The organism is Butyricicoccus faecihominis (genome assembly GCF_024462775.1).
Classification (GTDB): Bacteria; Bacillota; Clostridia; order Oscillospirales; family Butyricicoccaceae; genus Agathobaculum; species Agathobaculum faecihominis_A.
This window is the reverse complement of the sequence record NZ_JANGCE010000005.1, coordinates 111366-130870: the sequence shown is the minus strand read 5'-3', so window position 1 is coordinate 130870 and position 19505 is coordinate 111366. Positions and strand designations below refer to the sequence as shown.

The following is a 19505-nucleotide window of genomic DNA, read 5'->3' as shown; positions in this document are numbered from 1 at the left end:
CGCGAACGCGCGATTTTTCGGTTGAGATCGCGCGTTCGCGCGAGATCCTTCGCTTCGCTCAGGATGACAAACTTATAAAAATCCTTAACTAAATGACATTGGCTTGCAAGCGCGTTCTTTTTTGCGGCTCTGTCTTTAAATTTCTAAAAACCTCTTGACAATCTAAACTGTAACTGTTATATTTACAGTATGATAAATGAAACCGAATTGGTTACAGTAAGAGTAACCGCTTTTGAAAGGAGTTTCTAACATGGCAATTTTTAATGTAAACATGGATAATTTTGATTCCGAGGTGCTGAACGCCGCCACGCCCGTTGTAATCGATTTTTGGGCGCCGTGGTGCGGGTACTGCCGCGGCATCGCGCCGACCGTGGACCAGATCGCGGACGCTTACGAGGGCAAGATCCGCGTCGGCAAGCTGAACATCGACGATAGCATGCCCTTGGCCGAGCGTTATCAGATCAGCACCATCCCGACGCTGTTGTTTTTCCGCGACGGCGAAGTCGGCCAGCCGCTGGTCAATCCCCCTTCCCGCAGCGCGATCGAAGAATGGCTCGGCGCAAACGGCGTCACGCTGGACTAATCCCATCTATTAATGTTTGTCATCCATTGCTTTGCTCAGGATGACAAACATTTTTTGTTATTTTTCTGGCGGTGCCGGATTATTGGTGCGACCAAGTAGATAGTCAGTACTGGTCTCATAAAGGTTCGCTAGCTGGGTCAAAACAGCCGTTGGGATATCGTTTTCTCCGGTTTCATATTTTGAATACCCAGTTTGGGACATACCCAGCTTTTTCGCTAAAAATGCTTGAGACCATTGTCTATCTAATCGAAGATCACGCAGTCGTTTGTACAATTTCATCACCTCTATGAAATTATACTTCAACCTGTTTTAGAGTATTGTATTTTAACCTGAAACAGGTTAAAATAAACAGAGAGGTGATAATATGCAGCCATTCATTTGCCAAACCTGCAAGCATTACAGGCAGCACTATGTCCAGCTCACGCCAAAAAACTACCATAAAACAAGAAGCGGGCATTGCGTATACCCGCGCCGAAAGCTACGATATGGTGAAACGGTCGCCTGTCCCCACTATCGTCCGCTTGCCCCAGAGGATGAGGCCAAATCCTAGCCTACATACCGAAGCGCGCCCGAATGGAACCCACAAGGTTTCATCCGGGCGCGCTTTGGTATGTTTATGATTCGGTCGTTTCCTCTTCGGCTTCGTCCAGACCGAGCACGGCGCCGCTGAGCGTTTCCTCCAGCTGGGTAACGCTTTTTAGGCGGCGCTGGATGGCGCGCGTGCGCGTGCCGATCAGCTTGTCCAGCTCGCGGCTGGCCTGATCCAGACGGTTTTGCGTTTGCGACAGGGCGGCTTCAAACTTATCGAACTCTGTTTTGACCGCGCCGAGCACCTCCCAAACCTCGCCGGAGCGCTTTTGGATGGCAATGGTGCGGAACGACATTTGCAGGCTGTTCAGCAGCGCGGCCATTGTGCTGGGGCCGGCGATGTTGACGTGAAAATCGCGCTGCAATACCTCCACCATGCCGCGGTTCACCACCTCGGCATAAAGGCCCTCGAACGGCAGGAACAAAATGCCGAAATCGGTCGTATAGGGCGGCTCTAAGTACTTGTCGTGGATATCCTTCGCCTCGCTGCGCAGCGTGGCGATCAGCTGCTTTAAGCATGCCTCCACCTGCTCGCGCGAGCCTTCCTCGTAAGCGTCGCGCAGCGCGCCGTAGGTGTCGCCGGGGAACTTGGAATCGATCGGTAAATAGATATAATCGCCGTTTTCGACCGGCAGCTTAACCGCGTATTCCACCACATTGCGGCTGCCCGGCCGGGTGGCGACGTTGGTTTCGTACTGCTCCGGCGCTAAAATATCCTCTAAGATCGCGCCAAGCTGTATTTCGCCGACGATACCGCGGGTCTTGACATTGGTAAGAACCTTTTTCAAATCGCCCACGCCCTGCGCCAGCGTTTGCATTTCACCAAGGCCCTTGTAGACCTGTTCCAGCCGCTCATTGACCAGCTTAAACGATTCGTTCATGCGTTCATTGAGCGTCTTTTGCAGCTTTTCATCGACGATCTGCCGCATATCATCCAGCTTTTTGTTGTTATCCGTCTGCATGGCGTGCAGGTTTTTATCGACTGTCGCGCGGATGTTTTCCAGACTTTGCGCGGTCTCGGCCGTAAAGCCGTGCAGGCGTTTTTCAAACTGGCCAAGCTGGTCGTTCATCTGGCCTTGCATCGCGCCGAGCTTGGCGGACAGGCTTTTGTCCATCGCGCCGAGTTGATCGTTTTGCGCCTCGCGGCCCTGCCGCAGGTTGTCGGTCACCAGACTGCCGAGCGCGGAAATCGAGCCGCTTGAGCTATCGCCGCGCTGCGGGCGCGCGAGCAGCACAAGGACGAGCACGATTAGTACCAGCACGGCCGCCAGCGTGATCAGGGGGATATATTGCATGGGGATATTCCTTTCTGTGGAGCATTTCTATTTTTCGGGTTTCTTTTTGGGGCTTAGGGCGTTTAGTTCGTTGGCGATGGCCTGCATTTCCGAATCCGTGGCCGCAATGACCTCGGCGCACGCTTTCAGATCCTCCGCGATATGCGGCGGCACCTCCATATCGGCCTTGTAGCGCAGCTGGTGTTCCAAGCTGGCCCAAAAATCCATGGCAATCGTGCGCAGCTGCAATTCGACCCGCACCGGCCGCGTGCTTTCGGATAGGAAAATGGGCACCTCCAAGATCATATGCAGGCTGCGGTAGCCGTTGGGCTTGGGATGCTTGATATAGTCCTTCTGCTCAATCAGTTCCAGATCGTCCTGCCGTACCAGCATGTCGGCCACAGTGTAAATATCATCGATAAACGGACAGACCACGCGGATGCCGCCGATATCGTTTAAATTCTCCATCATCGATTGCAGCGAGATCGGGAACCCGCGCCGCTTGAGCTTTCGGATGATGCTGCGCGGCGATTTGATGCGGGTTTTGATCGACTCGATCGGCCCGGCCTTTCCGGTCAGCCGGGATTCGTCGTTTAAAATATCCAGCTTGGTCTTGATCTCGCGGATCCCCGCTTCGTACAGCATCATCATTTGCTGAAGCTGGAAGGCGTACTCCACCAGCTTTTCGGTGTCCAGCTCGCCAAATTCCTCGATAGCAAGCAGATCGTTCGGCTCCATTTGCGCACCTCCGCGTTCCCGCCTATGGGCGTGAAATTTCCTTTTCTATTATAATACGCTTTCGCGGTTTTGACAAACCGGAAAAGACATATTCTCAGTCCGTTCGCCCCGCGTTATGCCGCCTATGCAAATAAAACAATACCGCCAAACGATTGTTTGGCGGTATTTGTAACAATTTAGCGCTTGCTGAACTGCGGAGCGCGACGGGCTGCCTTCAGACCGTACTTCTTACGTTCCTTCATGCGGGGGTCGCGGGTCAGGAAACCAGCGGCCTTGAGCGCGGGACGGTACTGCTCGGAATCAGCCTGCAGCAGAGCGCGGGCCACGCCGTGGCGGATCGCGCCGGCCTGACCGGTGAAGCCGCCGCCGGTTACGGTGCACTCGATATCGAACTTGCCGATCGTGCCGGTGGTCTCCATCGGCTGACGGACGACCATCTTCAGCGTATCAAGGCCGAAGTAGTTGTCGATCGTGCGGTTGTTAATCTTGATTTCGCCGGTTCCGCCGGGGAACAGACGAACGCGGGCAACGGAGGACTTTCTTCTGCCGGTGCCATAGAAGTATGCTTTCTTCGGTGTATACATCAGTTAGTTCCTCCCCTTACTTTTCCCAAGCTTCAGGCTTCTGCGCCTGATGATTGTGGTTCTCGCCCGCGTAGATCTTCAGACGGGTGGCGGACTGGCGGCCGATCGAGTTCTTCGGCAGCATGCCCTTAACCGCGAGCTGCATCGCCATTTCCGGCTTTTCGGCCATCATGGTCTTGTACTGTACTTCCTTCAGGCCGCCTACCCAGCCGGTGTGGTGGCGGTAGTACTTCTGCTCCAGCTTCTTGCCGGTGAGAACGGCCTTGTCCGCGTTGACGATAATGACGAAATCGCCGCCGTCAACATGGGGGGTGAACTCCGGCTTGTGCTTGCCGCGCAGCAGCATGGCGGCGGTAGCGGCGGTGCGGCCGAGCGGCTTGCCCGCGGCGTCCAGCACGTACCACTTACGCTCGACAGTTTCTGCCTTAGCCATAAATGTAGACATGTTTTCTTCCTCCATTTTATATAATCAAATCATTTGATAACTTTTTTACCTGCTTCAAACGAGCATATCTATTAAAACACATCCCGCACGCGAAGTCAACGGCAATTTTCAAAATTTATTACAAATCCATTCTATACTCTTTTTTTCTCTTTCACACTCCTTCATTCTCTTGTTTTCTATCTTTTCAATTTAAAATTTGCGATTGCGTGCGGTCCTGTTTTCTGCTATATATAATAGGTATTCTACGAGAAAACGGGGAAAAACCGATGCAGAAAATGCTTTCCTATGTCCGCCGCGCGGTGGACCACTACCATATGATCGAAGAGGGCGACCGCATCGCGGTGGGCGTTTCGGGCGGCAAGGATTCGCTCGCGCTGCTCGTATCGCTTGCGAAGCTGCGCGCCTTTTATCCGAAAAAGTTCGAGGTCGTTGCCATCACGCTGAAAATGGGCTATGAGGAAATGGACTTTGGCCCGGTACAAAAGCTGTGCGACGAGCTTGCCGTGCCCTATATCCAAGTGCCCACACAGATCAAGCAGGTGATCTTCGATATCCGGCGCGAGGAAAACCCTTGCGCGTTATGCGCCAAGATGCGGCGCGGCGCGCTGCACGAAGCCGCGCTCGCGGCAGGCTGCAAAAAGGTGGCGCTCGGCCACCATTTTGACGATGTGGTGGAAACCTACATGCTCTCGCTATTTTATGAAGGGCGTATTTCCTGCTTTCAGCCGGTCACCTTTCTCGACCGGTGCGGGATCACGTTGATCCGCCCGCTTTTGTATACGCCGGAACACTTTGTGCGCTCGTTCGCCAAGCGCTTCGATCTGCCGATCGTGCACAATCCCTGCCCGGCGGACGGCAACACCAAGCGGCAGGAGATCAAGGAGCTGCTGCAAACGCTCGAAAAGCAGATGCCCGGCCTGCGCGAGCGCATTTTCGGCGCCATGCAGCGTTACCCCCTCAAGGGCTGGGCGCCCGACCGCGCGAGAGAACCGAAGAAAGACTCCTAAAAAAAGAGGCTGCGACGATTTGCGTTTCGTCGTAGCCTTTTTTTCGCCGTTTCAGCGATTCCCTATATCACAAAATCCTCGGACTTGAAGTTGGCGTAATAGCGGCCCTCGGTCACCGTGACGCGCAGAACGCAGTAATCCGGGTCGGTCACGCCGCCGGCGTAATACTGGGTATCGCCCTCGCGCCAGATCATGCGCTTGGCTTCGTCGATGGTCAGCACCTCCGCCGTGCCGGTGAGCTGTACGCCGCGGTAAAACCGCTTGTCGCAAAAGTAAAGGCAGGCCTTGGGGTTTTGCTCAAACTGCTTTGCCCGCCGCGAGGACAGGTTGGTGGTGAAATAGAACACACGGATCCCCTCCCGCTTGCGGGGCGGCAGCATTGCCTTAATGTTTGGAAAGCCGTTTTCATCCACCGAGCCGAGCATGGCGACCGATTGCTTGTCGATCAGGTTGCCGATGGTCTTTTCCGGGTCACGCATCATGGTATTTTCCCTTCCTTCCGCTGCTTGTTAAGGGCATTATACCGCTTTGTACCACCCGCCGCAAGTGTCTTTTACTCGCGCCAAACCGCTTTTCCGTCTGCGCCGCGTGTCCAGTGTGCAAAAAACTCCTCCCAAATGCGCAGCGACATCTCGGGCATCGTCGCATGGGGCAGGTAATCCACCCATGTGTAGCGGATCGCCGGGGCGCCTGCCTTACGGAAAGTCAGATCGTGCCAGCGCTCCCGGTGGACCGTCCAGCCCTCTGTAAAGGACCGCGGCGCGGGCCCCGGCATCCGGTTGCGCGCCCACCATAGGCGGATGGTCTCGGCCGGTTTGTTGTCCCCCTCCGGTAGGTGCGGGAACAGCCACGGCTCCTGCTCGCCCACAAACATCCAAATCGGCATTTCATTTTGCGGCTGCCGAATCGCCGGATTTTCCAGCAGCCGGTCGCCCAGCTCCTCGAACAAAACGCCCGAGCAGGGGGCCGCCGCCGCAAATTCCTCAGGCATGGCCATTGCCAAAAGCTGCGTCATCAGCGAGCCCATCGAGTGCCCGGTCACATAAACGCGCGACCGGTCCACCGCGCTCTCTGCGCAGAGCGTGTCCAGTATGTGCCGAACAAAGCGTATCTCGTCCGGTCCATCCGGCTTTGCAAACAGATTCCACGCGGGCAGCGCGGTGTTTTCTTTTTTGGCCGCTTTATTTTCACGCGCGCCCTCGATCGTGCCGAACACGGCGCTTGGGAACACCGCGATCAGGCCGTACCGATCCGCGATCTCATGCCAGCCGCTGTTACCGATATATATCTCGCCCGTGCAGGTGTAGCCGTGCAGCGCCAGCACAACGGGCGCGGGGCGCGACGGTGCTTCGCGTACCTGCCGAGGCCGGTATATATACCATTCGCGCATCCAACCGTTCACCTGCTCATAGCGGTACTCCATGCCCAGATCACGCACCGGGTCCCGCGTCAGCCGCAGGCTGCCGCCCGGGTCAGCCATCCATCGCCGCACGCCGTAAAGAAAGTCCTTCCAGATCCGCTGATTTACCAGCGCGCCGTCCCGGTCACCGGCATGGGGAATGCGGCTTTCCCACACGCGGTAGGCCGCGCTTTCCTGATTTTCCGGATAGGGCGTTTGCGCCGTGCGCGTATAGCAAATGGTTTCACGGTCGCGGCGCGACGCCGCGTCCGCGCCGCAGTGTGCGCGCCAATCACTTAGCGTTTCCCGCCAGTCCGCTTCCGGTTCCCCCTCCGCGATCATCCACACGGGGACGGGAATGTCGCCCGCCCGGATGCCCTGCCGCGCGTCCGGGTCCTCAAAACCGCACAGGTCGGTGCACAGCTTACCGTCCGCCGCCACACGGTAAGCGGTTTCCACCCCGCTATCGCCCACGCAGGCCAGACCGGCGTACACGCTCGGGTGCTTCAAAACCGCCTTGTGCGCGATCACCGCGCCCTGCCGATAGCCGGCCATGTAATATTTCGCTTCGTGGATACAGAAACGGTTGCGGCGGCAGATATCCTGAAACACCGCTTCCACATAGGCGGCGTCCCCATCCCGGCAGTCATACGGCTCGTCCGTGTGCCACACGCCGCTTTCCGCTTCCAGTATACACAGGATCAGCTTTTCCTTGCATAGCTCCCCGTCCGCAAGGCATTGCCATACGCTTTCCTCCAATACCTGCTCCGCGGTGCGCCCGTCCTCGGGCAGAAGCATGAGCCCCGCCGTAGACGCCGCCGCGTTTTCGGGAATATATGTGATATACCGCCGCTTTCTACCGCCCACCTCTACAAACTCCTCAAACGCGCCGTAAAACATCGGCGCGTCCGGGCGCGCGGGGTCCACCCCGTTACGCGCAAACTGCCTGCACATCATGCTCCGAAGGCCTCCTGTCTCATTCCGGTTCGGGCGGGCTTCCGTCCGCCCGCAGTTCGTTCTTGATCTGTCCCACGGTTTTTCCCATTGCCTTTTTGACGACGCGGCAAAAATACGCCGCGTCCTTGTAGCCCAGCCTGCCCGCCAGCTCGCTGACCGAATAGTCGCCCTCTTGCAGCAGCGTGCGCAGGTGTCCCATGCGCACGTCGAGCAGATACTCGGAAAAGGTCTGCCCCAGCTCCCGGCGCAGCAGGAAGCTGATATAGGCGGGCGTCACCCCCAGCGCCTGCGACATCGCATCGAGCGACAGATCGTCCGCATAGTGCCGCTGGATGTGCTGCATCGCGCGGCGCACCACCGGGCTGATCGCCGTTTGCTTGCGCCGCGCCGCGAGCAGCGCGCCCAGCTTATCGCGCACCAGCGCGCGCACCGCCCCGGCGTCCGGCGCGTCGGACAGCTCGTCCGCGCGGATCTCATACCGGCCGTTCGTCTCATAATCCGGCTCAAAGTGCTTATACAGGCTGATCCAAAACACCGCCGCCAGCCCGCGCGTCTCCTCGATCGTGCGGGCGGCGGGCTGGTCGAGCAGACCGCTCAGCAGCTCATCCGCCTGCCGTATCAGCTGCCCGGCGTCCCCCGCGGTATCCATCCGGCCGATCTGCGCCGCGCAGTCGTCCAGCGCTTTCAAATAGTGCGGCTCGTGTACGGCCGCGTTTTTCTCCTCGCTAGTCTGGTAAAGCGCTTGTACGCTCTCTAAGTAAGATTGCCGGAAATGGCCGATCTCGGTTTTCGCCCCACCCACGCCGATCCGCGGCGTCAGAAGCAGCGCGCCGCGCACCAGCTCTGTAATTTGCTTTGCCAGCTCGGATACGACATACCGATACCAGATCATACTGCGCAGCTTGGACGAGGCGAGAAACACCGAAAACGTGCCGCCCCGCACCGGGGACACCACGGTCATCCCATCCAAGCGCAGTCCGCCCTTGACCGCCTGCCGCGCTTTCTCCAAATTCGACCGCTGCCGGTCCGGCGCAAGCGCGGCCTGTTCCAAATCCCGCCACCGGAGTTCGACAATGGCGAAGAAGCCGGTCGAAAACGAAATGCCCATTTCCGCCAGCTGCCGCAGCATTTCGGGCGTCGGTTCGTCGCCGTCGACAATGCGCAAAATGGTCTCCCGCACGATATAGTCCGCCATACCGGCCAAAATGCTTTCCTTCTGCTGCTGCGTCATCTGCCGCTGCCGCGTACAACTGAGCCGTTCCAGACTTTCGCCCACCGTGCGGACGATCTTGTCCTTTGTTTCGGGCTTTAGTAAAAACGCGTTCGCGCCGTAGTTCAGCGCGTCCTTTACGTAATCGAATTGATCGTGCGCGGTCAGTATGATGATCTCGCCCGGATATCCGCCCGCGCGCAGCGTCTTCAGCACCTCGATCCCGTTTAAATACGGCATTTGGATATCGAGCAGCAGCAGGTCCGGGTCGAACCGCCCCACTCTGGCCACTGTTTCGCGGCCGTTGGTCGCGTCCGGCAGCAGCACGATGTCCGAAAACGCGCCGCCGATGATCTTCCGCAGCGCACGGCGCTCCAGCGGTTCGTCCTCCGCGATCAGTAAGCTGTACATGTTCCACCCCTTTTCAGCGGAAAGCTAATGGTCACCTCCGTATATTCGCCCTGCCGGCTGTCAAAACGGTACCGCATGCTGCCGCCACAGAAAATTTGGAACCGACGCAGTACATTGTATACACCGACGGACTCGCCCACCGTGTCGTCCTCCTGCTCCAGAATATGGTTGAGCTCCTCCACCTTTTGCGGCGGCATGCCCTGCCCATTGTCGAACACACTCAGGCTGGCCCGTTCTCCCGAGCGGTAAGCCGCAATGCCGATATACCGCTCGGCGCCGCCGCCCTCGTGTGTCTGCCAGCCGTGTACGAAAGCATTCTCTACCAGCGGCTGCAGCACCATTGAGGGCAGCTCCAGTTCCTCGCACCCCGCCTCGATGTTGATATCCACGTCGATTTCCGACCCATACCGCATCTGCTGGATGAACAGATAGTCCCGCACGTTGTTTACTTCGTCCCGCACCGTAATGGTACGGTTGATATCGCGCAGCACATAGCGCAAAAAGCTCGCCAGACTGGTGCACAGCGCGGCCGTTTTTTCCGCGTTTTCACAGTAGGCGGTGGCCGATACACTGCCCAGCGCGTTGAATAAAAAGTGGGGGTTGATCTGCGCGCACAGCATTTGATACTGCATCTCCTGCACCCTTGATTTCAGCTTTAGGTTGCCCAGTTCCTGCTCGTGCAGCTTTCTTTCAATGCGGTATTTATCCTTAAGGTCCAGCATCTGGCTGCGAATGCGCGACAGCATGGAATCAAACGTGTCGATCAGCAGGCCGATCTCGTTGTCCCCGACCTCGGGCAGCGTGACGGGCGAAAGCTCGCCCAGATTCACCCGCCGCGCCGCCGCGGCGAGCGCGGTCACCGGCTCGGTAAACCGCCGCGCAACCGCGGTGATGTTCCATGTCGCGGCAAGCAGATAAGCCGCCCCTATCGCAATGGAAAACGCCAGACACGCCGTTTGCAGCCGCTTGTAGTAGGCCAGCCGCGTCTCGTACGTGTCCGTTACGGAGACATATACGCCCGTATACCGCTCCTGCATCAGGTGGCCGAGGTATTGCTGATCCGTATAATCCCTCCAGTTCCCCGACGCTCCGGCGCGCGTGTCCATCGCGCGCCGCACGGCTTCCGCATAGGTGTCGACGTGCCGGTAAAGGTCCTCCACCGCGCGCGATGGGCAGATCGCCCGCAGCTGCGCAGCGTCGCTTTGGAGCGCGATCAGGCTGTCCCGGCAGCTACGCCGGTCCTCCGCCGTCCCGGTGTACTGCATGGCGAACGCGTCCCGCTCTACCTGCGCGGCGTGCGCGAACAAACGGTTAAACGTCTGAAACAGCTCGGTCTGCTCGATAATTCTTCCCGCCAGCAGGTTCATCGATATGAGGATGAACAAAAAAACCAATACGGTCGCGCTTACCGTCCTCCACAGGGCGCCGTGCAGCTGCCTGCTCACGGACCCAGTTCCGCCGCCCCATCTTGAACGCTTCATGCCGCAGCCCTTTCTCCTTGTTTTACGAATACTTCATCGCGCATTTTAGGATATTTTCCTGCGTGATCTCCGCTCCCGTGAGCTCGCCCGCCTTGTGTCCATAGGATAATACGGCCACCCGGTCGCTCATTGAGATCAGCTCAGGCATTTCAGAGGAGATCATGATGATTGAAACGCCCTGCTTTGCCAGATCGATCATAACGTTGTAAATCTTGTTCTTGGCCGCCACATCGATCCCCTTCGTCGGTTCGTCCAGAATCAGGATGCGCGGCTCGGTCATCAGGCATTTGCTTAAGACGACCTTTTGCTGGTTGCCGCCAGAAAGCGTGTCCAGCAGCACCTCCATCGAGGGCGCGCGGATGTCCATGTCGTCAAACAGCTTTTTGCTGTTTTCCCGCTCGATCCGGCGCGACAGATGCAGGCCGCGCCGCGCCTTATCCAGACTCGCCAGACAGATGTTGTCCACAATGCTCCGCTTCCCGACAAAGCCGTCCGCCTTTCGATCCTCCGTCACCAGCGCGATGCCGTGCCTGATCGCGTCCTCCGGCGAGCGGATCTCGATCTTTTCGCCGTCCAAATACACTTCGCCGCTTATTTTATCCGTTTTTCCGAATACCGCCGCCATCAGTTCGCTTCGGCCCGCGCCCACCAGACCCGCGAGGCCCAGTATTTCGCCGCGCCTCAGCTCCAGCGACACGTCGTCCACGATATAGCGTTTGTCCGAAAACGGGTGCCGCACGGTAAAGTGCCGCACACTGAAACACACGGGTTGCGGCTCGTAGGGCCGCGCGGGATAAAACGATTCAAACGACCGGCCGACCATATCTTTAATTATAGTGTCTTTGTCCGCATTTGCAACCGGATACGAGGCGATCACCCTGCCGTCGCGCATGATGGTGACGCGGTCGGCGTGCGCCAAGACCTCGTCCATCTTGTGGGAGATCAGAATGATCGTGATGCCCCGCGCCCGGAGGTCGCGCAGGATGTCGAACAACTGCTCGGCCTCGGACTCGGTCAGCGCGCTGGTCGGCTCGTCGAGTACCAGAATCCGCGGGTTTTTTGACAGCGCGCGCGCGATGGTCACCAGCTGCATCTGGCTGGTGTTCAGCCCGCGCATGCCCGCCTTCGGGTCCACATCCAGCCGCACCAGCCGCAGCTTTTCGGCCGTGTCGCGGTACATCTGTTTGAACAGCACCCGTCCGCCCCTGCCGAGCGGCCAGTGCCCCATAAACATATTTTCCGCCACGCTCAAGTCCAGATGCACGCTGATCTCCTGATAGATCATCGCAATGCCCGCGTTTTCCGAATCGGATGGGCTTTGAAAATGCGTCTCCTTGCCGTCTATGCATATCTGTCCCTGAAAGGAGCTTTGGTCGTACGAGCCGGAGAGCACCTTCATCAGGGTCGATTTGCCCGCGCCGTTCTCGCCCATGATCGCAAGGATCTCCCCCTCGTTCGCTTCCAGCGAAACGTCGTCCAGCGCGCGCACCCCGGGGAATTCCTTGGTGATATGCTTCATTTCCAATACGATTTTACTCATATCATGCCTTTCTCCTCCGCTTGCGGAACTTGGGGTTGGTGCGAATGGTGTCCAAGCTGACGGCCAAAATCATCAGCGCGCCGATCAGCACATTCTGCCAGTATGCCGAAATGTGTACCATGACCAGCGCGTTCGTCAGCACCTCCATCAGCGAGGCGCCGATCACCGTGCCCACCATCGTGCCGACGCCGCCGGTAAAGCTGGTGCCGCCTATGATGACGCCCGCGGCGATCATCAGGTCCTTGCCCTCGCCCGCGTTCGCCACCGCCGTGCCCATGCGGGACGCGGTCAATATCCCGACAAAGCCCGCCAGAGCCGAGCACAGAATATAAATGCTCATCATGTACCGATCCACATTAATGCCCGCCAGACGGGTCGCTTCGCGGTTCCCCCCCAGCGCGAATACCACGCGCCCGTATTTGGTCGAATACAGCACATAGCCAAAGAATACCGTAATGACCGCCGCGATTAGTATGGAATAGTGCAGCGACCCGATCTTGCCCTGTCCGATCAGATTGAACGATTCCGGGAACGGGTAATACGGCGTTCCGCGCGAAACAACGAATACGATGCCCTTGGATATGTAGGAGATGCCGAGCGTGGCAATGATGGACGGCATGCCCACCTTGACCGAAAGGAAACCGTTCAGCGCGCCGATCAGCACGGCGAGCGCCATTGCGATTAAAATAGACGGCACGGTCGGGATGCCGCTTGTCAGGCACAGGCCCGCGCACATGCCTGAAATGGTCAGCGTTGATCCAACCGACAGGTCCAGATTGCCGCTCGTAATGACGAACGTCATGCCCACCGCCGTGATAACGGAAAACGAAATGCTGCGCATCAGATCGAGAACGTTGGTCTTGCTTGCAAACTGCGGCGCCAGCATGGTCGTCGCGATGCAAACGATGATCAGCGGGATCAGGATGTTCATCTCGCGCTTCTTTAAAATACTTTTTACCTTTTCCATGGATACTCCTTCACTTCTTTTCCTTATGGATTAATGTAAATAAAGCAAGGCCCGGGAGGCGTGCGCGTTCTGCCTCCAGAGCCTTGCTGCCGCCCTGGCGGGCGTGATCCGTTTTATTCGTACTTTTTCAGCATTTCCGCCACGTTGTCCTTGGTCACCGTCGTCACAGGCACGTTGTTGACCTCCTGTTCGATCGTTCCGCCGTCGATGAGGGTCTTGAGCGCGTTGACGCCCTTGTAGCCCATCGTGTACGGATCCTGCGCCACCGTCGCGGTGATGACGCCGTCCTCGATATTGCGCAGCAGTTCCTCGTCCTCGTCAAAGGTAACCATTGTGATCTTTCCAGCCAGATCTCGTTCCACCAGCGTTTTGGCGATGCCCTTGGAGCCCTGACCCTCGGCGCAGAAAATCGCCGAAATATCGGGGTACGCGGTCAAAAACTGCTGCGCCACCTCGGCGCCCTCCAGCACGTCCGCCGCGGCCACCGTCGTCAGCACCTCCATACCCGGCTCCTTTTCCACAACGGATAAAAAGCCGTTCATGCGGTCCTGCATGTTCTTCGCGGACAGGTCGGCCGTCTCCACCACGATTTTGGCCTTACCGCCGGTCAGCTCCACCATCGCCTGACCCGCCTGCACGCCCGCGTCGTAATTGGCCGTGCCGTAATAGGCCACGCGCGAGGTGTTTGGCCCGTCCGTGTCGATGGTGACCACCGGGATCCCCGACTTTGTCGCGTTGTCAATGCTCGCGCCGATCATCGACTCGTCGTAGCACATGATCATGATGCCGTCCGGCTTGGAAGCGATCGTCGAATCCAAATCCTTGATAAACTGGGTCGTATCGATCTGCGTCGGGCCGACGACAGAAATATCGATATTGCCGATCTCCTCCGCCGCTTTTTCCATGCCGTCCACACAGGTATTCCAGTACACGTTTCCTTGGATCGGGCAAACGAAGGTGAAGCGCAGCTTGTCCGCCCCATCCGCCGTCTTTGCCCCGTCCGCGCCGCCGCAGCCGGCCAGCGTCACCGCCGCAGCCGTAAGGATGGCGAAAAGACCCGCCCATTTCTTTTTGCTCATTGTTTTCCCTCCTGTTAAGTCCGCTCTTTTTGCGGCGTGCACCGCCGCTTCCTGTGCTTTTATACTACCATTGCCCCCGGCCCGCGCCTATAGGATAATTTTTTGATCCTTGTACTATTTTATGTTTTCAGCTTCTTCGCGTTCCGCCGCGCCGTTTCTCTTTGCGTAATTTTTGCAGTTTCCGCACAAAAGCCTTTGTGCTTTGCATGCAAATATGTCATACTATGGAGGAAGGACAACGCAAAGGAGGAACCCATCCTATGACGATACAATCAGACGACCGGCGCGATTATTTGCGCCTGCTCGCAAGGCAATATCCGAACGTACAGGCCGCCAGCAGCGAAATCATCCATTTGCAGGCGATCTTGCACCTGCCCAAGGGCACCGAGCACTTTATGAGCGACCTGCACGGCGAAGCCGAGGCCTTTGTACATATCCTAAATAACGCTTCGGGCGCGGTGCGTGAAAAGGTAGAGATCGTGCTGCGGGACAGCCTGCCCGCGGATGAACGCGCCCAACTGGCGACGCTGATCTACTACCCGGAGGAAAAGCTGGAAGAACTGGTGCAGGCCGCGCCTGACGCCGCCGAATGGTACCGCATCACGCTGGGTCGGCTGCTCGAGATCTGCCGCCTGTGCGCATCCAAATACACGCGCTCCAAGGTGCGCCGCGCCATGCCGCCCGAAACGCGCGATATCATCAACGAGCTGCTCAACAAGGGCAACGATATTTTCAATAAGCGCGAATATTTTGAAAGCGTGATCTCGACCATCATCGACATCGATCAGGCCGAATATTTCATCATCTCGATGTGCAACCTCATTAAACGGCTGGTCGTCGACCATCTGCATATCGTGGGCGATATCTTTGACCGCGGACCGCGCGCCGATATCATCATGGACCTTTTGATGGACCACCATTCGGTCGATATCCAGTGGGGCAACCACGATGTGCTGTGGATGGGCGCGGCGACCGGCAGCCGCACCTGCATCGCCACGGTTTTAAGCAATTCCATCACCTACAACAACCTTGAAATGATCGAAACGGGCTACGGCATCAGCCTTCGTCCGCTCGCGCTGTTTGCAAACGAGGTGTATAAGTGCAGCGCCGAGCAATCCTGTTTCCAAACCAAGCAGGTGGACGACGAATCCGCCACCGCCAAGGACTTGACCATGGCCGCCCGGATGCACAAGGCGATCGCGGTAATCCAGTTCAAGCTGGAAGGGCAAACCATCCTGCGCTGCCCGGCTTTCCGCATGGAGGACCGGCTGCTGCTGGACAAGATCGATTTTGCGCGCGGCACCGTGCGCATCGGCGACGACGAATATCCACTGCGCGATACGAACTTCCCCACCATCGATCCCGCCGACCCCTACCGGCTTTCGCCGGAAGAGCACGAATTGATGGCGCAGCTGAAAAACGCCTTTCTGCGCTCGGAAAAGCTGCAGCGCCACATCCGCTTCCTGTATTCCAAGGGCGGTCTGTATAAATGCTTTAACGGCAACCTGCTGTACCACGGCTGCATCCCGATGACGGAGGACGGCCAGTTCATGCAGTTTACCTTTGATCACAAGACCTATTCGGGCAAGGCCCTGCTCGATTACGCGGAGACCGTCGCGCGGCAGGGCTATTACGCCCGCGAGGGCACGGCGGAACGGCAGTTCGGCAAGGACTTTTTGTGGTTCCTTTGGTGCGGCCGGCACTCGCCGCTGTTCGGGCGCGACCATATCGCGACCTTTGAACGCCGCCTGATCGCGGACCAAACCATCTGGGCCGAGCCGAAAAACCCCTACTATTCCTATTATAATGAGGACGAGGTCTGCGTGCGCATCCTCGCGGAATTTGGGCTGGAGGGCGAGCACTGCCACATCGTCAACGGCCACGTACCGGTCAAGACAAAGGACGGCGAAAGCCCGATCAAAGCGGACGGCCGCCTGATCGTGATCGACGGCGGCTTCTGCCGCGCCTACCAGCCGACCACCGGCATCGCGGGCTACACGCTCGTGTACGATTCGTGGGGCATCCACCTGACCGCGCACGAGCCGTTTTCCGGCAAGCGGGACGCGATACGCAATAACAAGGATATTCTTTCGACCTCCATGGCGTTCGACCGCTCGGAAGCCCGCATCCTGATCGGCGAGACCGACATCGGCCTGCGGCTGAAGCGCATGATCGGCGACCTGAAGGACCTGCTTGCCGCCTACCGCCGCGGCGAGATCAAGGAGGACAACGGCGCGCCCGTTCCGCCCCAATGATGCAAAAATGATGGAGAAACGCGGTATTCTTGACGAGAGGTGATCCATATGAACAACACCATATTGATCGTCGAGGACGAAGCGCCGATCTCCAACCTGATCCGGCAGACGCTGACGGACGCCGGCTATCGCTGCACCTGTGCATTTGACGGGCTGTCCGCCGCCGATCTGCTTGAAAAAAATCCGTTTGATCTGGTGCTGCTCGACATCATGCTGCCGGGCGCCAACGGCTACGAGCTGTTTGAATATATCCGCCCGCTCGGCATACCCGTTATTTTTCTGACCGCCCGTGCCGATGTGCAGGACCGTGTGAGCGGCCTGCGGCTGGGCGCGGAGGACTACATTGTAAAGCCGTTCGAGTTGATGGAGCTGCTCGCACGCGTGGAGACCGTGCTGCGGCGCTATGGCAAAAACGAACAGCGCATCGTGTTTTACGACGTGGAAATCGACACGCTTTCCCGCATGGTGCATAAAAACGGCGAGCCCATACCGCTGACCGCCAAGGAATACGAGCTGCTGCTTTTGTTTGTGCAGAATAAAAATATCGCCCTGTACCGCGACCGCATCTATGAAAAGGTGTGGGGCGAGGAATACCTCGGCGACAGCCGCACGGTCGACCTGCACATTCAGCGCATGCGCAAAAAATGCGGGCTGGAGGATCGCCTAAAGGCTGTTTACAAGATCGGCTACCGCTTGGAGGGGTGATCGCTTGCGCTTTTTCTGGAAGATCTTTTGCAGCACAGTGGTCATCACGGCGTTGTCGATCAGTCTGGGCGGCTTTTGGCTGATCGATTCGCAGTTTCGCACCTCGCTCAAACGCGAGATCACCGCCGCTTACGAGGAAAACGACGTTTTATGGTACGCGATCGACCGCGAGCTGCAAAACGGCTACGCGACCGACCGCGAATCGCTCGCGCTGGTCGCGCAGTCGGTGCGCATCGAGACCGGGCGCGGCACGATCCCCTTTCGCCTGACCGAGCCGAACGGCGACGCGCTCTTCACCGGCGACGGCGCGGCGGGCGATGTGGACATGCTCGCATCGCTCGGCGCAGAACAGCGCGGGTACGAGCTGATGCAGCTCGGCGAGCGGACCTATGTGCACGCCGCCAGCCCGCTGACCCTGTCCGACGGCATGGTTTTTCTGGAAAACTTTCGCGAGATTACCGATCTGTTCGACACGCGCGACGATCAGTACCACCGCTTCTTTTATTTGATGCTGGCGCTGATCGCGGCCGTGGGGCTGGTCACCTTCGCGGTGTCCAGCCTGCTCACGCGGCCGCTGCGGCGGCTCTCGGTCGCGGTGCGTCACGTCGCGGGCGGCGCGTTCAACCAGCGCGTGCCCGTCACCAGCCGGGACGAGCTGGGCAAGCTGTCGGCCGATTTCAACGCGATGGCCGAGCGGCTGGAAGCCATGGTGGACGAATTAAAGGACGCGGCCCGGCGGCAGGAGGATTTCGTCGGCAGCTTCGCGCACGAGACCAAGACCCCGCTGACCTCCATCATCGGCTATGCCGATCTGCTGCGTTCGCGCCCTTCCTCGCCCGAACAGGTCGCGGAATCCGCGGGCTATATTTTTACCGAAGGTAAGCGGCTGGAAGCGCTTTCCCGCAAGCTGATGGACCTGATCGTGCTGGACAAGCAGGTTTTCCCCCTGCGCTCCGTGCCCGCGCGCGTGCTGTTTGAACGGGTTGAGCTTGGGCTGCGGCCGGTTTTTGCGAATGCGAACATCGCGTTTGCCGTACGCTGCGAGGACGCGGTCTTACAGGTGGAGCCCGATCTGATGCACACCGTTCTGCTCAACCTGATGGACAACGCCCGCAAGGCGATGGACGGCGGCGGCGCGGTGCTGCTGGAGGGCGTGAGCCAGCCGGACGGCGGCTACCGCATTTCCATCTACGACAACGGCAAGGGCATTCCCCCGGAGGAGCTGGAGCGTATCACGGAAGCGTTTTACATGGTGGATAAATCGCGCGCCCGCGCGCAAGGCGGCGCGGGACTGGGCCTTGCGATCTGCCAGCGGATCGTGGCGCTGCACGGCGCCAGACTCACCTTCCGCAGCATTCCGGGGCAAGGCACCCGTGTAACCATTTTTCTGAAGGGGGGCGGCGACGCATGAGCAAACGAGCCTTTCCGCTGCTGCCCCTGCTCTCCCTCGCGGTCGTGCTGACGGCGGCCATCCTGCCCGCGTTCGCCTCGCGCGTGCAGGACCGCGGCCTGTTCGGCGTGACCCACACCGAGCCGCTGCGCGAGGAGGCCGGCGCGCAGCCGACCGCCCCGCCGCAGCGCATCGATCTGGTGCGCCGGGGCAGGACGCAGGATGACAGCGGCCTCATCTTCGTGGTGCAGCAGCCGCCCGAAAAGGAGCAGCAAACCGCCTTGACCGACGCGCGCGCCGCCCTGCAAACACTGGTGGATTACGGCGTGCTGCCCGCCGACTTCCCCGCCGCGAGCTGCGAATACCAATACAACCCCGTCAGCCGCTTGCTGTACCGCGACCGAACCACGGGGGAAAGCGTCAGCGTTTACGTCATGCTGCTCTCCTGCACCGGCGGCAGCGTCGAGCTGACCATGGATGTGGAGACGGGAGCGGTGTACGCCCTTTCCTCTTACCGCCCGCCGGACGATCCGGATATGGATGAACACACGATGGAAAAAATGCTGCTTGATTCCGCCGCTATGGCGGAGGGCTTTGCCAAGCAGCTCGGCGTTTCCCTCACGCTCGACCCGGTAGGCGCCGCGTACGGCTACGAGGACTATCTGGTGGAAGGGGCTTCCTCCCGCTATTTCTTCCACGGCACGACCTACGCGATCGACATTGTGTTGAGCGACCCGCCGGCATTCTCGCTCGCCGCGGACAGCATGCGCAGCACCTCGCGTTTCGGCGACGACGCCGTTTCTATCAACCATAACTAAAAGATGCCACTTTGATGCAAAAACGCGCGAAGTACGATACAGTCCTTTCGTATACTGTGGAAAACGCACAGAAA

Annotated in this window: 18 protein-coding genes; 6 read left to right on the top strand and 12 right to left on the bottom strand. The window is 58.6% G+C overall.

Features of this window, described 5'->3' with window-relative positions:
- Nucleotides 1-250 precede the first annotated feature (250 nt).
- Nucleotides 251-583, top strand: a complete 333-nt coding sequence (trxA, locus tag NE562_RS04960; protein WP_280961290.1) for a thioredoxin — start codon at nucleotides 251-253, stop codon at nucleotides 581-583.
- A 57-nt stretch (nucleotides 584-640) separates the two neighbouring features.
- On the opposite strand, the gene NE562_RS04955 is transcribed toward trxA, so the two are convergent.
- The 5 genes from NE562_RS04955 to rplM form a co-directional block, all read right to left on the bottom strand.
- A complete protein-coding gene (locus tag NE562_RS04955) occupies nucleotides 641-862 on the bottom strand; it encodes a helix-turn-helix domain-containing protein (RefSeq protein ID WP_419195987.1) in 222 nt (73 codons plus the stop codon).
- A gap of 335 nt (nucleotides 863-1197) precedes the next feature.
- A complete protein-coding gene (locus tag NE562_RS04950; RefSeq protein ID WP_280961288.1) occupies nucleotides 1198-2466 on the bottom strand; it encodes a DNA recombination protein RmuC in 1269 nt (422 codons plus the stop codon).
- Between the two features lie 27 nt (nucleotides 2467-2493).
- Entirely contained in the window at nucleotides 2494-3183 is a 690-nt protein-coding gene (locus tag NE562_RS04945; protein ID WP_280961287.1) for a GTP pyrophosphokinase, read from the bottom strand.
- A 176-nt stretch (nucleotides 3184-3359) separates the two neighbouring features.
- Complete coding sequence (rpsI, locus tag NE562_RS04940) at nucleotides 3360-3767, bottom strand: 30S ribosomal protein S9 (protein ID WP_280961286.1); 408 nt, start codon at nucleotides 3765-3767, stop codon at nucleotides 3360-3362.
- Between the two features lie 16 nt (nucleotides 3768-3783).
- A complete protein-coding gene (gene rplM, locus NE562_RS04935) occupies nucleotides 3784-4212 on the bottom strand; it encodes a 50S ribosomal protein L13 (RefSeq protein ID WP_280961285.1) in 429 nt (142 codons plus the stop codon).
- Nucleotides 4213-4478: 266 nt separating this feature from the next.
- Here rplM and NE562_RS04930 point away from each other — a divergent pair, with 266 nt between their 5' ends.
- Complete coding sequence (locus NE562_RS04930; RefSeq protein ID WP_280961284.1) at nucleotides 4479-5219, top strand: tRNA 2-thiocytidine biosynthesis TtcA family protein; 741 nt, start codon at nucleotides 4479-4481, stop codon at nucleotides 5217-5219.
- Between the two features lie 62 nt (nucleotides 5220-5281).
- On the opposite strand, the gene NE562_RS04925 is transcribed toward NE562_RS04930, so the two are convergent.
- The 7 genes from NE562_RS04925 to NE562_RS04895 all read right to left on the bottom strand — a co-directional run bounded on the left by NE562_RS04925 (nucleotide 5282) and on the right by NE562_RS04895 (nucleotide 14263).
- The gene (locus tag NE562_RS04925; RefSeq protein ID WP_280961283.1) at nucleotides 5282-5701 is read right to left on the bottom strand and encodes a pyridoxamine 5'-phosphate oxidase family protein; all 420 of its coding nucleotides are present in this window, start codon (nucleotides 5699-5701) and stop codon (nucleotides 5282-5284) included.
- A 71-nt stretch (nucleotides 5702-5772) separates the two neighbouring features.
- Nucleotides 5773-7575, bottom strand: a complete 1803-nt coding sequence (locus NE562_RS04920) for a PHB depolymerase family esterase (protein ID WP_280961282.1) — start codon at nucleotides 7573-7575, stop codon at nucleotides 5773-5775.
- A 19-nt stretch (nucleotides 7576-7594) separates the two neighbouring features.
- Nucleotides 7595-9196 carry a response regulator gene (locus tag NE562_RS04915; RefSeq protein ID WP_280961281.1) on the bottom strand — a complete coding sequence of 534 codons (1602 nt, stop codon included), beginning with the start codon at nucleotides 9194-9196 and terminating at the stop codon, nucleotides 7595-7597.
- A complete protein-coding gene (locus NE562_RS04910) occupies nucleotides 9181-10677 on the bottom strand; it encodes a sensor histidine kinase (RefSeq protein ID WP_280961280.1) in 1497 nt (498 codons plus the stop codon). Before NE562_RS04910 ends, NE562_RS04915 begins: the two co-directional genes overlap by 16 nt.
- 22 nt (nucleotides 10678-10699) lie before the next feature.
- Nucleotides 10700-12217: a sugar ABC transporter ATP-binding protein gene (locus tag NE562_RS04905; RefSeq protein WP_280961279.1), complete on the bottom strand. Its 1518-nt coding sequence runs from the start codon at nucleotides 12215-12217 to the stop codon at nucleotides 10700-10702.
- A gap of 1 nt (nucleotide 12218) precedes the next feature.
- Nucleotides 12219-13184: an ABC transporter permease gene (locus NE562_RS04900; protein ID WP_280961278.1), complete on the bottom strand. Its 966-nt coding sequence runs from the start codon at nucleotides 13182-13184 to the stop codon at nucleotides 12219-12221.
- Nucleotides 13185-13297: 113 nt separating this feature from the next.
- A complete protein-coding gene (locus tag NE562_RS04895; protein ID WP_280961277.1) occupies nucleotides 13298-14263 on the bottom strand; it encodes a sugar ABC transporter substrate-binding protein in 966 nt (321 codons plus the stop codon).
- A 260-nt stretch (nucleotides 14264-14523) separates the two neighbouring features.
- Between NE562_RS04895 and NE562_RS04890 the strand changes: the two genes are divergently transcribed.
- From NE562_RS04890 to NE562_RS04875, 4 genes are read left to right on the top strand one after another with little or no spacing between them, the layout of a single operon-like run.
- Entirely contained in the window at nucleotides 14524-16518 is a 1995-nt protein-coding gene (locus NE562_RS04890; protein WP_280961276.1) for a fructose-1,6-bisphosphatase, read from the top strand.
- 48 nt (nucleotides 16519-16566) lie between these two features.
- On the top strand, nucleotides 16567-17223 hold the full coding sequence (locus NE562_RS04885; protein ID WP_280961275.1) for a response regulator transcription factor: 657 nt from the start codon (nucleotides 16567-16569) through the stop codon (nucleotides 17221-17223).
- Between the two features lie 4 nt (nucleotides 17224-17227).
- Complete coding sequence (locus NE562_RS04880) at nucleotides 17228-18634, top strand: sensor histidine kinase (protein ID WP_280961274.1); 1407 nt, start codon at nucleotides 17228-17230, stop codon at nucleotides 18632-18634.
- Nucleotides 18631-19431, top strand: coding sequence for a hypothetical protein (locus tag NE562_RS04875; RefSeq protein WP_280961273.1), 801 nt, complete (start codon nucleotides 18631-18633; stop codon nucleotides 19429-19431). The genes NE562_RS04880 and NE562_RS04875 overlap by 4 nt, the downstream gene beginning before the upstream one ends.
- Nucleotides 19432-19505 lie beyond the last annotated feature (74 nt).

Bases quoted from the DNA above. Each gene is read 5' to 3' on its own strand.
- NE562_RS04885 (WP_280961275.1), top strand. From the start codon at position 16,567: ATGAACAACACCATATTGATCGTCGAGGACGAAGCGCCGATCTCCAAC.
- NE562_RS04945 (WP_280961287.1), bottom strand. From the start codon at position 3,183: ATGGAGCCGAACGATCTGCTTGCTATCGAGGAATTTGGCGAGCTGGAC.
- NE562_RS04950 (WP_280961288.1), bottom strand. From the start codon at position 2,466: ATGCAATATATCCCCCTGATCACGCTGGCGGCCGTGCTGGTACTAATC.
- NE562_RS04905 (WP_280961279.1), bottom strand. From the start codon at position 12,217: ATGAGTAAAATCGTATTGGAAATGAAGCATATCACCAAGGAATTCCCC.
- NE562_RS04900 (WP_280961278.1), bottom strand. From the start codon at position 13,184: ATGGAAAAGGTAAAAAGTATTTTAAAGAAGCGCGAGATGAACATCCTG.
- NE562_RS04910 (WP_280961280.1), bottom strand. From the start codon at position 10,677: ATGAAGCGTTCAAGATGGGGCGGCGGAACTGGGTCCGTGAGCAGGCAG.
- NE562_RS04925 (WP_280961283.1), bottom strand. From the start codon at position 5,701: ATGATGCGTGACCCGGAAAAGACCATCGGCAACCTGATCGACAAGCAA.
- NE562_RS04915 (WP_280961281.1), bottom strand. From the start codon at position 9,196: ATGTACAGCTTACTGATCGCGGAGGACGAACCGCTGGAGCGCCGTGCG.
- NE562_RS04955 (WP_419195987.1), bottom strand. From the start codon at position 862: ATGAAATTGTACAAACGACTGCGTGATCTTCGATTAGATAGACAATGG.
- NE562_RS04930 (WP_280961284.1), top strand. From the start codon at position 4,479: ATGCAGAAAATGCTTTCCTATGTCCGCCGCGCGGTGGACCACTACCAT.
- NE562_RS04895 (WP_280961277.1), bottom strand. From the start codon at position 14,263: ATGAGCAAAAAGAAATGGGCGGGTCTTTTCGCCATCCTTACGGCTGCG.
- rpsI (WP_280961286.1), bottom strand. From the start codon at position 3,767: ATGTATACACCGAAGAAAGCATACTTCTATGGCACCGGCAGAAGAAAG.
- trxA (WP_280961290.1), top strand. From the start codon at position 251: ATGGCAATTTTTAATGTAAACATGGATAATTTTGATTCCGAGGTGCTG.
- NE562_RS04890 (WP_280961276.1), top strand. From the start codon at position 14,524: ATGACGATACAATCAGACGACCGGCGCGATTATTTGCGCCTGCTCGCA.
- rplM (WP_280961285.1), bottom strand. From the start codon at position 4,212: ATGTCTACATTTATGGCTAAGGCAGAAACTGTCGAGCGTAAGTGGTAC.
- NE562_RS04875 (WP_280961273.1), top strand. From the start codon at position 18,631: ATGAGCAAACGAGCCTTTCCGCTGCTGCCCCTGCTCTCCCTCGCGGTC.
- NE562_RS04920 (WP_280961282.1), bottom strand. From the start codon at position 7,575: ATGATGTGCAGGCAGTTTGCGCGTAACGGGGTGGACCCCGCGCGCCCG.